Raw genomic sequence first — 13494 nt, 5'->3', positions numbered from 1 at the left:
GGTAGTTCCCAACTGGCTGCTGGGTTGGCTCCTCCGTCCAGACACCCGCTATGGGGTGGCAGGGACGCGTGACTCACGCCCCGCAGTCCACACAGCAGCGCCACGTGCGGCGATGTTGTGGGAAGCATTCCGGTCGGCGTGGGCAACGACCCCGCACCCCCGGCAGATGAAAAGCCCCTGGTCGACACGGTTGCGCTTGTCGATGTGCCGGCACTGCGAGCACATCTGCGACGTGTACGCGGGATCGACGAAGACCAGGGGCACGCCTGCCCGCTTGGCCTTGTAGACGATGAAGTCTCCGAGCTGGGCGAAAGCCCAGGAGTGGAATGTGACCCGTTGGGGCTTGCGAAGCCGTACCCGAGTGCGGATGCCCTTGAGTTCTTCGAGGGACAAGCCGCGCCCGGTGCGTTCAGCCTCGGTCACGATCGTCTTCGCGATGATGTGGTTGGTGTTCTTGACGTGCCGCTGTTCTCTGCGAGAACGCGCCTTGAGCCGCCGCTTGGCAGACTTGGTGCGCTTCTTCTGCAACTTCCGCCGCAGGTCAAGCTGGCGCTTGCGGTACCGGTTCAGGCCGCGCCCTGCGGCCATTTAGCCGGTGGAAGCCGTGGCGATGTTGACGATGCCGAGGTCCACGCCGATGAAGCCGTCCGGCTCGTACGCCTCGGCCTCGGGCACATCACAGGTGGCGATCAGGTAGAACACGCCGTCGCGCTCGATCAGGTCGGACTCGCCCTTGCGGTACTGCTGGAGCACCTTGAGCGCGTCGACGGAGCACACGAACGAGACGTTCTTGATGCGCCCGGCCATCGTCCAGATGGACACGGTCTGCTGGTCGTACTGCCAGCTCAGACACCGGTCGTCATACGGCTGCGCGGCCTCGGGGCGGAACGCGATCGGCTTGGACTCCGCCTTGACCCGGCGCCTCGACTTCGGCTTGCCGAGATTTCCGGCGCGCAGGTTGGCGTGCAGCGTGGTGTACGCGTCACGCACCTTCTTGATCACATGCTGCGCGGCCTGCGCCCCGAGCCCTTGCGCCTTGAGGTGCGGATACGTGTGCTTACGCAGCTCATACTCACGTGGCACGCCGCGAGCGAACGCCACCTGGGACACCCAGCACGCCAGATCGTTGACCGTGCGCAGCGTGGAGCGCAGCGCGGCGGCCTGTTCGGCCTCCGGCATCAGCTTCACCTGCACCACGATCTTCATACCGGAACCCTATGCGGGGGCACTGACAACAATGCAGACCCGTGCGTACGCGCAGGTCACCCCTATTTTGAGAAGTGATCCCTCCCGGGCCTGAAGGCCCAGGGATCCTCACTAGTGCTGCCCCGCGCAAGTTCGTGGAGGGGTGTTGGGCCTGATCAGGCGGTCTTGAGTGGGCTGCCGTCATAGGTCCACCTGAACGGCTTCGCGGTCTCGTTGCGGCCGATGACGTAACTCTCCAGCTTGTCGATGAGGTCATCGCGGCTGGAGAAGTCACCGTGTCGCAGCACGCGGCGGGTCAGGACGGAGAAGAACAGCTCGATCTGGTTGAGCCAGGAGGCGTGCGGCGGGGTCCAGTGCACGTGCCAGCGCGGGTGGTCGGCGAGCCACGCCTTGGTGTGTTTGGCGGTGTGGGAGGAGCCGTTGTCCAGCACGACATGGATGTCCTGGTCTGGGGCGATGACCGTGTCGAGCTGGTCGAGGAAGGCGGTGAACGTCGCTGCGTCGTTGCGGGCGATGATCTCGGTGAGGACCTCGCCGGTGCGCACGTCCAGGGCGGCGACCAGCGAGGCGGTGCCGTGGCGGCGGTACTCGAACTCCTCGCGAGCGGGCTCGCCTGGCCTGACGGGACGACCGGGGTGGCGCCTGGCGCGGGCGGCGATCGCGGTCTTCTCGTCGATGGACAGCACCACCGCCCCTTCAGGTGGGTCGCGGTACAGGTCGCACACGTCCGCGACACGGTCCCAGAAGTCAGGGGTGTCTCGGCGGGTGAGCCAGCCGCGGACCCGGTGCGGCTTGAGGTCCAAGTCGGCCAAGATCCGGCCGACTTGGGAGGCAGAAATGGTGGCGAAGACAGTGCCGGCGACCTGGGCGGCGATCGTGCGGTGCGACCAGGTCGCTTCCGGGTGCGGGGGCACACTGGTGGCGGCGGCCACGATCGCCACCGTCACCTGGGGCCCGTATGCCTTGGGCCGGCCCGAGCGGGCGGCGTCCTTCAGCCCGTCCCGGCCCAGAGCGGCGAACCGTCCGCGCCACTTACGGACCGTGTTCACGCTGACCGCCAGGTCCCGCGCGATAGCCCCATTGCTCAGGCCCTCACCCGCCGCCAGCACAATCCGCGCCCGGAGCACCGCCCGCACCTGCGCTTTCAGGGAGACCGCTGTACGGATCAGACACTCGCGCACCCTCTCGTCCAACTCCACCACGACCGCCTCGACCATCCCGGCCACACCCTCGCCCACCCCGACCAAAGTGATGATCATGGCGTATGCGGGGGTAACCCAGCAGGATGGACCCGTGCCGAAGAATCCGCCCGAGTCCATGCAGGATCACCTGCGCCACCGTCTGAACGTCCGCGCCAAGGAACGCTGGCCCCAGCTCGCCCGCGTCCAGGTGCGCTTCCGCTCCGGATTCGCCTACGTGGCAGGGGAACTGCCGGGCGAGGAGGAACCGCTGCCGCTGTGCCGCCTGCGCTTCACCGGCGTCCTGCACACCTGGGGCTTCGCCCTCTACCTCGCCAGCCGAGGCAAGTACGAGGACAACTTCCTGCCCACCGGACTGCCCTTCGGCTCACCCGAAGACGCCCTGGACTGCGCCTGCGGCTTTTACCTCGGCGACCCGACACCCTGATCAACACCCCTCCACGAACTTGCGCGGGGCAGCACTAGATCCCGCTGAACGACTGCGCCGACGCCGATGCCTGATGCCTGACGCCGTAATGGGTCGGCCCGGTGAGTTCGGGGGAGTTGCCGCCTCTATTCATCCCTACGAGTGAATTGATGAATGGACGTCTGAACGGTCGCCCCCGCGGTGCGCTGTGCTGGGTCGAAGGGCAACGGATGCCGAGGGGGAGCGTATGCGTGTCGCCGTGCTGTGTGTCTGGCTGGTCACCGCGAGCCTGGGCGGATATCTGGCCACGGTGTGGATCCGCCACGGCGGGCTGCAACAGCGCACGCCGGGCGTGACGCGGCTGCCGCTGTGGCTCGTCCTCGGCCACATCACGCTCGCCGTCGCCGGGCTTGCCTCCTGGACGGCGTATCTCGTCGGAAACGCGCGCGGCTCCGCCTGGGCCGCTTGCGCTGTCGTCCTGATCGTGGCCGCCTTCGGCTTCATGATGCTTTTCCGCTGGTTGCCCAGCCGGGGGAGACATTCGCAGGGGCACGCCACCGCCGAACGGAACTTCCCGCTCACCGCGGTCGTCGCCCACGGAATGAGCGCCGCCGTCACGGTGCTGTTGGTCGCGCTCGTCGTCCTGGGGCGCGCGTGACACGACGAGTGACGGCGGCGCCCTGCTCTCTCAGGCGCGATCCCGTACCGCGTCGAGGCGGTCACGCACCCAGGCGTCCACATCGTTGACGTGCCGGTTGGCCGCCGTGAAGGCGGCCAGGCTGTCGTGGGCGTGCAGGGCGCGGTAGATGTCCATGTGCTGCTCGTGGGTCCAGGCGAGCACGTCGGACTTGATCAGCGCTCGCCAGATGCGAGCTCTGGCCGTCTGCTGGGTGACGGAGGAGAGCAGCGACTCAAGGGTGCGGTTGCCCGTCGCGGCGACGATGTCGGCGTGGAACGCGAGGTCCTCGCGGACCAGCTCCTCCGGGTCGTGCATTGTTCGCATGCGCTCGATGCGCTGGTGGAGGGCGTCGAGGGTGGCCGCGTCGATCCGGGTCGCCGCGAGCGCGGTGGCGCCCGGCTCGATGACCTTTCGGCACTCCAGCATCTCGTCGAGACCGGTGTCGTTGGCGAGGTCGAGGAAGCTGCCGATGGCGCGCACCAGCCGGTCCGGCCGCAGATCCGTGACGAACGTGCCGTCACCCCGGCGCACGTCGAGAACCCCGGCCATGGCGAGGGCGCGTACGGCCTCGCGGAGAGAGGGGCGGGACAGCTCCAGCTCGTTCGCGAGCGCGGTTTCCGGGGGAAGCCGCTGACCCGGCGTGAACTCGCCCGATTCGATGCGTTTCTTGAGGCGGTTGATCGCCACGTCGACGACGCTGAGTCCGATCTCGCCGGAGCCGTCCGCATCTCTCTTGGTTGACATGCGGTCAGGATCCCATCCGCTCGGACCCGTCCCAGACCGGGCCGGTGGGGTAGCGGTAGGTCTCCAGGGTCTCGCGGCGGATCTGCGCGCTGTAGCCCGGAGCCTCGGGCACCAGGTAGCGCGAGCCGCGGATGCGGACCGGGTCGTGGAAGTGCTCGTGGAGGTGATCCACGTACTCCACCACGCGGTCTTCCATCGAGCCGCTGACGGCCACGTAGTCGAAGATCGACAGGTGCTGCACCAGTTCGCACAGGCCGACTCCGCCCGCGTGCGGGCAGACGGGCACGTCGTGCGCGGCGGCGAGCAGCAGGGCGGCGACCGTCTCGTTCACGCCGCCGAGCCGGCAGGCGTCGATCTGGCAGATGCCGATCGCCTTGCTCTGCAGGAACTGCTTGAACATCACGGCGTTGTGGGCGTGTTCACCGGTGGCCACGTGGATCGGCGCGATGCGCCGCGCGATGGCTGCGTGACCCAGGATGTCGTCCGGGCTGGTCGGCTCCTCGAACCACCAGATGTCGAACTCCGCGAGCGCGTCCGCCCAGGCGATCGCTTCCTCGACGCCGAGCGTCTGGTTGGCGTCGATCATCAGCCTGCGGTCGGGGCCGATGATCTCGCGGGCGATGCGGCAGCGGCGTATGTCGTCCTTGAGGTCGGCGCCGACCTTGAGCTTGACCGCGTCCCAGCCCTGCGCGACGGCCTCCTTGCACAGCCGGGCCAGCTTGGCGTCGTCGTAGCCGAGCCAGCCCGCGCTGGTCGTGTAGGCGGGGTAGCCGTGCCTGCGCACGTACGCCTCCCGTTCGGCGCGGCCCGGCACCCGGGACTCGAGCATTTCGAGCGCGGCCTGCGGGGTCAGCGCGTCCTTGAGGTAGCGCCAGTCCACCAGGTCCACCAACTGCTGTGGTGAGAAGTCGGCGAGCAGCTTCCACACCGGCTTGCCCGCCAGCTTGGCGGCCAGATCCCAGGCGGCGTTGACGACCGCGGCCGTGCCGAGATGGATCGCTCCCTTGTCGGGGCCCAGCCACCTCAGCTGACTGTCGCCGAGCAGATGGCGGGAGAAGCCGCCCAGGTCGCCGACGATTTCGGCGACGGAGAGGCCCACGGCTCGCTCACCGATTGCCCGCGCCGCCTGGACCGCGAGGTCGTTGCCGCGGCCGATGGTGAAGGTGAAGCCGTGCCCTTCTGACACGGCCGTGAGCTTGTCGCCGCCGCCGACGCGCAGCACCACGTACGCCGCCGAGTAGTCCGGCGAGTCGTTCATCGCGTCGGAGCCGTCGAGGTCCTTGGAGGTGGGGAAGCGGACGTCGATCGTTTCCACATCGACGATACGAGCAGTCATCGGCGGTCACTCCTGTGTGCGACGGGTTGACGAGTAGACGAGACACGGTGGACCCGTGTTCCGGGCTTCCGGCGGATTGATGGCCAAGATGTCAGATGTCTGCCGTGCTTGCCAGATGTTTCGCTCAGATCATCTGGTTGCTTCCCAGGTATTGCCCGTCAGTTGGGCCATGACTACGGTCCAGTGGTCAGATGTCTACGGGGTCCCCAAGTCAGACATCTGACAGACAGCCGCAGCCCTCTCCGCGAATCAGCGTGGACCGCAGGAGGTCCGATGAACACGGTGCCCACCCTGGAGAGCGTGCGCCGGAAGGTGTCCCGGCGCTTGCTCCCCCCACTCTTCTTGATGTTCGTACTGAGCTTTCTGGACCGCACGAACGTCGCGCTGGTGAAACCCCACCTCGCGGCGGACGTGGGAATCGACGCCGCCGCCTACGGCCTCGGCGCCGGCGTCTTCTTCGTCGGCTACGCCGTGCTGGGCGTCCCGTCCAACCTCGCCCTGCACCGGGTAGGCGCCCGCCGCTGGCTGGCCGGCCTCATGTTCGTGTGGGGTCTGCTGTCCTGCGCGATGGCACTCGTCAACAGCCCCACCAGCTTCTACACGCTGCGCTTCCTGCTCGGCGCCGCCGAAGCAGGCTTCTTCCCCGGCGTGATCCTCTACATCACGTACTGGTTCCCGGCCGCCGACCGCGGCAAGGCGACCGGCATGTTCCAGTCGGCTGTCGCCATCTCCAGCATCATCGGCAACCCCCTCGGCGGCTATCTCATCGGGCTCCACGGGCTGGCCGGACTCGACGGCTGGAAGTGGATGTTCCTCCTGGAGGGAGCACCCACCGTCCTGCTGGCGATCGCCGTCCCCTGGCTCCTCACCGACCGCCCGGAGCAGGCGAGTTGGCTGACGGGCGAGGAGAAGACGCTCCTCACCGACCGCATCGCCGTGGACCGCCCGGACCCGAGCTTGCGCTCACCCCGGCGCGCCCGCGCTGTCATCGGCGACAGCCGGGTGCTCCGCCTGATGTTCGTCTACTTCGCGATCCAGATCAGCGTGTACGGGGTCACGTTCTGGCTGCCCGCGCTGGTCGGGCGCATCGACGGTCTCGGCGACGTCGGCATCGGCTTCGTCTCCGCGCTGCCCTGGGTGTTCGCCCTGCTCGGCGTGGTGATCCTGCCCTGGTACTCGGACCGCACCGGCGACCGGCGCGGGCCGCTGCGGATCGCCCTCGTACTGACCGTCGTCGGACTGCTCGGCGGCGTGCTCCTGCCGCCGGTACCCGCGGTCGCCGCCCTGTGTGTCGCCGCTTTCGGCTTCCTGGGCGCGCAGCCGGTGTTCTGGACGGTTCCGCCGACGATCCTCGCCGGCATCCAGATCGCCGCCACCATCCCGCTGATCTCAGGGTTCGGGAACCTCGGCGGTTTCGTCGGCCCGTATGTGATGGGAGCCGTCGAGTCGGGTACCGGTTCGGGGGCCGGCGGCCTCTATGTCATCGCGGCGATCGCCGCCGCCGGGGCCGTCGTGGTCACCGGCTTCCACTGGGTGGGTCAGACCACCCGAACTCCCGCAGAAAGGACCGAAGATGACGCGCATCGTGCGCTTCGCTGACGACACCGGGGCCGTATACACCGCAGTCGCCGACGAGACCGGAACCATTCGCACCTTCGAAGGCGCACCGCGCATCGCCGACCTGCTGCGACTGTCGGCAGCCGACCTGCGCGCGCTGGTGGAGGCCACCGCGGCCTCCACCGACCCCGGCCTTCCTGTATGCGACGTGCTGCTGCTCCCGCCGCTCGACGGCCTGATGGAACTGTGGGCCGCCGGTGTCACGTACGAGCGCTCCCGGGACGCCCGGGTCGCGGAGAGCACCGAGCAGTCGGTGTACGAGCGGATCTACGACGCCGCGCGCCCTGAGCTGTTCTTCAAGTCCCAGCCCTGGCGGGTCGTGACCGACGACGAGCCGATCGCCGTACGGGACGACTCGGACCTCGACGTCCCCGAGCCCGAACTCGGCCTGGTGCTCAACCGGCACGGCGAGACCGTCGGTTACGTGATCGTGGACGACGTCAGCTCCCGATCGATCGAGGGCGAGAATCCCCTCTATCTGCCCCAGGCCAAGATCTATGCCGGAAGCGCCGCGGTGTCCTCGGGCATAGCGCCCTTCTGGGAGATCGAGGACGCGACCGCGCTGAAGATCGCCCTCGAGGTGCGGCGCGACGGTGCCGTCGCCTATGAGGCGACGACCACCACGGCCTCCTTCCACCGTCCTCCGCAAGGACTGGTGGACCATCTCTGGCACTCCCAGCCGTTCCCCGACGGCGCGGTGCTGTCCACCGGCACCGGCATCGTGCCGGGACTGGACTTCACCCTGCGGGGCGGGGACGTCGTCGAGATCACCATCGACGGCGTCGGGAAGCTCTCGAACCCCGTACGCGGAGACCAGGCGGAGCTGGACTGGCTGGTCGAAGCGATCGACCACCCACTGGCGCGGCGTGCGCACCGAACAGCCGCGCGTGGGCGCCGGTGACCGATGTGTGTGCGGCGGCCGCCTCACGCGCCGGCCGTCGCCAAACCGCCTGCAGGGCAAGGCGGTTGAGCCACGCAGGGGCTGACCGGGGGAGGAGGGCCGTGCGACGGGGCACTTGTCGGCGAGACAAGGCAAGGCTCTAGTCTCGTCGCTTGTGACTGAAACTCCCTCACACCGCAAGGCGACAGCGGACGCCTACGACGCCGTGTCCGTCCTCTACGCCGAGGTCACCCGCGATGCGCTGGACGCACAGCCGCTGGACCGCGCGGTGCTCGCCGCGTTCGCCGAACTCGCGCGGACGAACGAGGGCGGGCCCGTGGCGGAGCTGGGCTGCGGCCCGGGACGTGTGACCGCGCATCTGCGGGACCTCGGCCTCGATGTCTTCGGCGTCGACCTGTCGCCGGTGATGGTCGACCTGGCCCGCGAGACCTACCCGGACCTGCGGTTCGAGGTGGGGTCCATGGACGCGCTGAGCCTGGCCGACGGCTCGCTGAACGGCATCGTGTCCTGGTACTCGGTCATCCACACCCCACCGCAGGACGTGCCCTCGTACTTCGACGAGTTCTGCCGTGTACTCACGCCTGGCGGCCACCTCTTGCTCGGCTTCTTCGAGTCCGGGGACGATCCGGTCACGGAGTTCGACCACAAGGTGGTGACGGCGTACCGGTGGCCGATCGACGACCTGGCGAAGATGGCCGCCGAGGCCGGGTTCGCCGAGGTGGGCCGGATGCTGCGCGAGCCGCGGGAGGGCGAACGGTTCCGCCAGGGGCGTCTGCTGATGCGCAGAGGCAGCTGACGCGACACCGCGGTCCCGCGCCCTGGAGGAGGGCGGGTACCCCCGCCGGGACATCAACCGCACGCCGCGTGACCGGGTCTGGGCGGGGATCTCCGAGAAGGCCTTCCACGCGGCGTGCGGCTCCGGCAACCTCACCGAGGCACTCGCGCGGTTCCGCTCCTGTGCGATGCGGGTCAGGCGCCGGCCTCGCTGATGTTGACCATCCAGGTGACGCCGAACTTGTCGGTGCACATACCGAACACGTCACCCCACATCTGCTTCCCCAGCGGGACCGCCACGGTGCCGCCGGCGGACAGCTTCTCCCAGTAGCCGCGCAGCTCGTCGGCGTCGTCGCCGCTCAGGCTCACCGAGAAGTTGTTGCCCTGCTTGAGCTCCATGCCCGGCGGGTTGTCGGCGCCCATGAGCATGAAGCCGTTCGGGGCCTCCAGCAAGCCGTGCATGACCTTGTCGGCGTATCCGGGGGGCGTCTCGGAACCGAACGCTCCATACGTGTTCACCGACAGCTCGCCGCCGAAAACGCTCTTGTAGAACTCCATGGCTTGCTTGGCGTCACCGGCGAAGCTGATGTACGGATTGAGTCGAGAGACCATGAGTGATTCCTTTCGTGACGTTTTGTCAGGGGTGCACACTAGTCGCGTTCCGCCTGCTCAGTGGGGATAGGCGCAGGCCGATTTCCCGGGGTTGGGCCTGGCCGCGTGGATTCCTCGGCGGCAGCGGAATTCCCGACACTAGAGTGAAACGGTGACTCTCCCGCAGGAAAATTCGGCACGCCCGATCAGCGAAGACGACCGCGACTCAGCCGTGCAACGTGTGCAGGAGGCGTACGCCGAGGGGCACATCTCGCATGAGGACATGGACGGCCGTCTCCAGCAGGTCCTCAGCGCCAGGACGCACCGCGAGCTCGCGCCGGCTCTCGCCTCGCTCCCGGAGGAGGACGCGGGCACCTCGTCCACGATCGGCGCCCTCGGCGGACGGATCAAGCGGAGCGGCGCCTGGAAGGTCCCTCGGACCCTCAAGGTCGAGTCCGCCTTCGGAAGTGTGCGCCTGGACCTGTCCCGGGCAGTCTTCGAGCACTCGACAGTCGACATCGAGCTCCAGGTCGGCACCGGCAGGGCCAAGATCACGGTGCCTCGCGACGCGATCGTCGACGTAGAGGGTCTGCACACAGGGTGGAAGGACCTGCGCTACAAGACCCCGCGGCACTCCGGCACGGGCGGGCAGAGGATCCGGATCTCCGGGACCGTGGGGTTCGGCCGATTGAAGATCCGCCACGCGCGGCGTTGAGGGATCGGCGCTCACTGTCGCCAGTGGTGCCCTGGGAGCGGGTCCCGCCCGCACGACCGATGAGTTCCGCCTCGCCGGCTCGTCTGCATATGGGGAACCCCCACTTCCGTGTCTGCGGGAGGCCCGGGATGAGCTGACAAGGAGCGCGCACACCATGGCCGAGGACAATGTGAGCGCCACCCTGACCGTGGCCGCGCCCGCTGAGAGGGTGTTCGCCGTGCTGGCGGACCCGACGGCCCATGCTGCGATCGACGGCACCGGCTGGGTTCAGCAATCCGTCGACCGAGCGCCGCTGACCGAGGTGGGGCAGATCTTCCGGATGGACATGTACCACCCCAACCATCCCAACGGTGACTACCAGACGGTCAACAAGGTCCAGGTGCTCGGCCCGCCGCGCACCATCGGCTGGCTGACGGGGTACCGCAAGGACGACGGAGAACTGGACTTCGGCGGCTGGATCTGGCGTTACGACCTTGCGCCGCTCGGTCCGTCCGAGACCGAGGTCACGCTCACCTACGACTGGTCGGGGGTGCCGCAGCACATCCGGGAGTACATCCGGTTCCCGCCGTTCGGCCCGGAGCATCTCACCGACTCGCTGCACCACTTGGCCGGGCTCGTCTACGGTAGGTGATGTCTCCACCAGGAATGAAGACGCGGGCCGGCGCCGTCCGACGACCGTTGGTTCATTGATCCCGGCCCCGGACCGCCGCCGGTGGTGTCGTGCTCATGCGCCAGCCGTCGCAGCGGGATCCGATCACGTCGGCCGGCCAGCCCGCTGTTTCCACGGCCGCCTCGTAGACGGCGTCGCCGAACGCCACGACGGCCTGGCGAGGGTCGGCCGTCTTCCTGAGCGTGGACCACGGGAGCAGGACCAGCCCCGCACCTGGATTCCAGGCCGCGCCGTCGACACCCCAGGTGCGGCCTTCGAGGCCGTCCGGCTGGGGCCAGATGTAGGCGTACATACTTGCGTTCGGCGACTTGGCGTCGCCGAAGGTGAACCCGACCGATACGTACTCATCGCGCGCGGCGTTCTGCATGAACGCCGGACGGTCGGCCTCGGGGGTGGCTGGATGCGCCCGGTAACGGGTGGCGGACAGATCGAAACCGCCCCACATCACACCGACCCGGGGGCGATGGCCCTGGAAGGGCGCCTGCCACGTTTCGAGTCCGCCGGCCGCGAGATCGAACGCCGTCCACATCAGCCGAGCCGCGTCGCCGTCCCAGGTGCGTTCGACCTGATCGTCCTCGAACTTCCGTGGGGCACCCGGGATCTCGCAGATCAGCGAGGTGCGTGGTGGGCGCACACCGAGCTCGGCCGCCGCGTCGCAGAACGACGCGTAGAAGGCGGCGAGGGATCCGTCGGACACGGGTACCGTCACCGAGCCCCGATCGGACTCGACGACCACGTCACTGTCGAGCAGTCGGTAGTGCACCTCGAAGGTGACTCCCTGGCGCCGAAAGGTCGGCGTCCGGAGTCCGCGGGGGGTGACATCGAGAACGATGTTTCCCCAGCCGGCCTCGAAGGGCTCGTCCAGGGTGTACTTGCCTCCGACCTGCACCAGCCGGTTCACGTAGTCGACCATGGGCGCCAGATCCTCGTAGACCAGCGCCGGCCATGCGTTGAGTCGTTCACTCATGGAGAGCCTCCCGGCCATTTTCGCACGCAGGTCAGAGCGCTGCCTGCTCGGCGGCGAGGGCTGCCCATCCGGCCAAACCGGCCGCGGTGGGAACGACGCCTTCCGCGATCCGGCGTGTTGCACCACTCCCTTTCCCGGTCTCACCCGCAGCGCCGCGACCAGTGCATGAGGCGAACCCGGCGACCCTTCGAGGCCGCACACGGTCACGGAGAGCACTGCGTGCGCAGGGAAACGCAGAGTCTGAAAGTGGATAGGCGAAACGCTCTTCGGTGAATTGATGGATTGGCCGTTGATCACGGCAGGGAAGGTTCACCGCGCCACCGGCATGCGATCTTCACCGGCTCACCCCGGCACCCGTCGCGCTTCCGTCCGCCCTGAGAGGGGGTGCAGTGATGAAGCTTCTCTTCGCTATCCGCAACAAGGCCGCGGCCCGAAAGTCCCTGAAGGCGAACGCCTGGTACCTCTGGTACTGACCCGGCATGCCTCCACCCGCCCCCGCTGTGCGGTGGCAGCGAGCACTGCGCCCGACGCCGACTGCCGTACAGCGGGGGTTCCGCCCCCACCGCCACCGGAGAACCCGTGTCGCTCACCTCCGCGCCGCGCACGCGCCGTACCGTGTTCGCCCCGCGACTGACAGCCCTCCTCGACGACCACCTGGGCCAGGACGTCTTCAGGCTCGAGAGCGACACCGTCGGAGTGGCCGGATACGACGTCGCCGACCGGATCCTCGCCGCGCGCCGGGCGACGGAGACCGAGCGGCCGACGTTCAAGCCGCTGCACGGCCGCTCGATCTCGCGCAACGAAGCCTCCTCGGTCATCCGGACGGTAGGCAACGACGTCCGCGAGGCACTGAAGCGCCCCTTGCCGTCGGACGTCGACCTGTCGGGTCCTTGGCCTCTCACCGGACACCTCTTCCTGAGGGACCTCATCCTCGGCCAAGACCCCCTCCGTCTGCGGATATTGATGAGCCGTAACCTCGAACTGACGCCCAAGCTGACCTGGTCCGTGATCGCCGCAGGCGCCGCGCTGCCCGGCTGGCCGCGCCCCGGCGCCCACCTCACCGGTCTTGCGGGGCGGGCAGCCGAGGCCGTCGGCTACCAGGACCGCAGGTACGCGATGGGTGTCTACCGGCGAGCGGCCGCCCCGGTGTGTTTCACGGTCTCGACACTCGTCGCGAACGCGCTGTGGCTCGGCTCCCCCTTCGACGACAGCACGTCGAACCGCAACATCATCTACGAGGCTCTGCGACTGCTGCCGCCCTCGTGGAACATCCTCCGCAACGCCTCCCCGGAGTACCCCGCGATCGACAGCCGGATCCGGGATGACGACGACGTCCTGCTGCTTCCCCTGCTCTCGCACCGCGACCCGGCCCGGTGGGAGGACGCGGCCGCGTTCCGGCCCGAGCCCTGGGACGAACTCGACCCCGACGCCACGCCGGGCTATCTGCCCTTCGGGCATGCCTCTGAGCGCTGCTGGGGACGGCACATGGTAATGCCGCTCGCCGAACTGCTGCTGGATCGGATCCGCAGCTCAGGGCTCGTCGTCGATCCCGAGCAGCGCACCGGCAGGGTTCCGCTGCTCGGCCTGCTGGGGGTCGAGGAAGTACGCCTGACGAAGGCCGGAACAGCCTGACGAACGGCGGGAGTTGCCATGGCCTCGTCGAACTTCCTTCGGGCGACGGCTGTTTGG

At 68.4% G+C, this 13494-nt stretch carries 14 protein-coding genes and 1 pseudogene; 9 read left to right on the top strand and 6 right to left on the bottom strand.

Annotated features, from left to right (window positions below):
• Positions 1-48: 48 nt before the first annotated feature.
• A pseudogene (locus tag OG758_RS04005) lies at positions 49-1206 on the bottom strand (RNA-guided endonuclease InsQ/TnpB family protein).
• A gap of 155 nt (positions 1207-1361) precedes the next feature.
• On the bottom strand, positions 1362-2465 hold the full coding sequence (locus OG758_RS04000; protein ID WP_266569624.1) for an IS630 family transposase: 1104 nt from the start codon (positions 2463-2465) through the stop codon (positions 1362-1364).
• A 34-nt stretch (positions 2466-2499) separates the two neighbouring features.
• On the opposite strand from OG758_RS04000, the gene OG758_RS03995 reads away from it, so the two are divergent.
• Both OG758_RS03995 and OG758_RS03990 read left to right on the top strand, forming a co-directional pair.
• Positions 2500-2832, top strand: coding sequence for a hypothetical protein (locus OG758_RS03995; protein ID WP_266569625.1), 333 nt, complete (start codon positions 2500-2502; stop codon positions 2830-2832).
• 226 nt (positions 2833-3058) lie between these two features.
• Positions 3059-3469, top strand: a complete 411-nt coding sequence (locus tag OG758_RS03990; RefSeq protein WP_326708640.1) for a hypothetical protein — start codon at positions 3059-3061, stop codon at positions 3467-3469.
• Between the two features lie 30 nt (positions 3470-3499).
• On the opposite strand, the gene OG758_RS03985 is transcribed toward OG758_RS03990, so the two are convergent.
• Together OG758_RS03985 and OG758_RS03980 are read right to left on the bottom strand one after the other, a co-directional pair.
• Positions 3500-4234 carry a FadR/GntR family transcriptional regulator gene (locus OG758_RS03985; protein ID WP_326708639.1) on the bottom strand — a complete coding sequence of 245 codons (735 nt, stop codon included), beginning with the start codon at positions 4232-4234 and terminating at the stop codon, positions 3500-3502.
• 4 nt (positions 4235-4238) lie between these two features.
• The gene (locus OG758_RS03980; protein ID WP_326708638.1) at positions 4239-5570 is read right to left on the bottom strand and encodes an enolase C-terminal domain-like protein; all 1332 of its coding nucleotides are present in this window, start codon (positions 5568-5570) and stop codon (positions 4239-4241) included.
• Positions 5571-5843: 273 nt separating this feature from the next.
• Between OG758_RS03980 and OG758_RS03975 the strand changes: the two genes are divergently transcribed.
• From OG758_RS03975 to OG758_RS03965, 3 genes are all read left to right on the top strand, one after another.
• Entirely contained in the window at positions 5844-7169 is a 1326-nt protein-coding gene (locus OG758_RS03975) for an MFS transporter (RefSeq protein WP_326708637.1), read from the top strand.
• Positions 7144-8088, top strand: a complete 945-nt coding sequence (locus tag OG758_RS03970) for a fumarylacetoacetate hydrolase family protein (protein WP_326708636.1) — start codon at positions 7144-7146, stop codon at positions 8086-8088. Before OG758_RS03975 ends, OG758_RS03970 begins: the two co-directional genes overlap by 26 nt.
• Positions 8089-8242: 154 nt before the next feature.
• Entirely contained in the window at positions 8243-8884 is a 642-nt protein-coding gene (locus tag OG758_RS03965) for a class I SAM-dependent methyltransferase (RefSeq protein ID WP_326708635.1), read from the top strand.
• Between the two features lie 173 nt (positions 8885-9057).
• Here OG758_RS03965 and OG758_RS03960 read toward each other — a convergent pair whose 3' ends face one another.
• Positions 9058-9474 (bottom strand): VOC family protein, encoded by a 417-nt coding sequence (locus OG758_RS03960; RefSeq protein ID WP_326708634.1) that lies wholly within the window; start codon positions 9472-9474, stop codon positions 9058-9060.
• Between the two features lie 151 nt (positions 9475-9625).
• Here OG758_RS03960 and OG758_RS03955 point away from each other — a divergent pair, with 151 nt between their 5' ends.
• The gene (locus OG758_RS03955; RefSeq protein ID WP_326708633.1) at positions 9626-10168 is read left to right on the top strand and encodes a DUF1707 SHOCT-like domain-containing protein; all 543 of its coding nucleotides are present in this window, start codon (positions 9626-9628) and stop codon (positions 10166-10168) included.
• Between the two features lie 154 nt (positions 10169-10322).
• The gene (locus OG758_RS03950; protein ID WP_326708632.1) at positions 10323-10799 is read left to right on the top strand and encodes an SRPBCC domain-containing protein; all 477 of its coding nucleotides are present in this window, start codon (positions 10323-10325) and stop codon (positions 10797-10799) included.
• A gap of 52 nt (positions 10800-10851) precedes the next feature.
• Here the strand turns inward: OG758_RS03950 and OG758_RS03945 are convergent, their stop codons facing one another.
• Positions 10852-11805, bottom strand: a complete 954-nt coding sequence (locus OG758_RS03945; RefSeq protein WP_326708631.1) for a DUF5996 family protein — start codon at positions 11803-11805, stop codon at positions 10852-10854.
• Between the two features lie 392 nt (positions 11806-12197).
• Between OG758_RS03945 and OG758_RS48825 the strand changes: the two genes are divergently transcribed.
• Positions 12198-12278 carry a tryptorubin family RiPP precursor gene (locus OG758_RS48825; protein ID WP_353963518.1) on the top strand — a complete coding sequence of 27 codons (81 nt, stop codon included), beginning with the start codon at positions 12198-12200 and terminating at the stop codon, positions 12276-12278.
• Positions 12279-12384: 106 nt separating this feature from the next.
• The gene (locus OG758_RS03940; RefSeq protein WP_326708630.1) at positions 12385-13437 is read left to right on the top strand and encodes a cytochrome P450; all 1053 of its coding nucleotides are present in this window, start codon (positions 12385-12387) and stop codon (positions 13435-13437) included.
• The last annotated feature ends 57 nt before the right edge of the window (positions 13438-13494 follow it).

This window comes from Streptomyces sp. NBC_01474 (assembly GCF_035918215.1).
Lineage (GTDB): Bacteria > Actinomycetota > Actinomycetes > Streptomycetales > Streptomycetaceae > Streptomyces > Streptomyces aureus.
This window is presented reverse-complemented; position numbering and strand designations above follow the sequence as displayed.

Bases quoted from the DNA above. Each gene is read 5' to 3' on its own strand.
- OG758_RS03975 (WP_326708637.1), top strand. From the start codon at position 5,844: ATGAACACGGTGCCCACCCTGGAGAGCGTGCGCCGGAAGGTGTCCCGG.
- OG758_RS48825 (WP_353963518.1), top strand. From the start codon at position 12,198: ATGAAGCTTCTCTTCGCTATCCGCAACAAGGCCGCGGCCCGAAAGTCC.
- OG758_RS03980 (WP_326708638.1), bottom strand. From the start codon at position 5,570: ATGACTGCTCGTATCGTCGATGTGGAAACGATCGACGTCCGCTTCCCC.
- OG758_RS03985 (WP_326708639.1), bottom strand. From the start codon at position 4,234: ATGTCAACCAAGAGAGATGCGGACGGCTCCGGCGAGATCGGACTCAGC.
- OG758_RS04000 (WP_266569624.1), bottom strand. From the start codon at position 2,465: ATGATCATCACTTTGGTCGGGGTGGGCGAGGGTGTGGCCGGGATGGTC.
- OG758_RS03990 (WP_326708640.1), top strand. From the start codon at position 3,059: ATGCGTGTCGCCGTGCTGTGTGTCTGGCTGGTCACCGCGAGCCTGGGC.
- OG758_RS03960 (WP_326708634.1), bottom strand. From the start codon at position 9,474: ATGGTCTCTCGACTCAATCCGTACATCAGCTTCGCCGGTGACGCCAAG.
- OG758_RS03950 (WP_326708632.1), top strand. From the start codon at position 10,323: ATGGCCGAGGACAATGTGAGCGCCACCCTGACCGTGGCCGCGCCCGCT.
- OG758_RS03970 (WP_326708636.1), top strand. From the start codon at position 7,144: ATGACGCGCATCGTGCGCTTCGCTGACGACACCGGGGCCGTATACACC.
- OG758_RS03945 (WP_326708631.1), bottom strand. From the start codon at position 11,805: ATGAGTGAACGACTCAACGCATGGCCGGCGCTGGTCTACGAGGATCTG.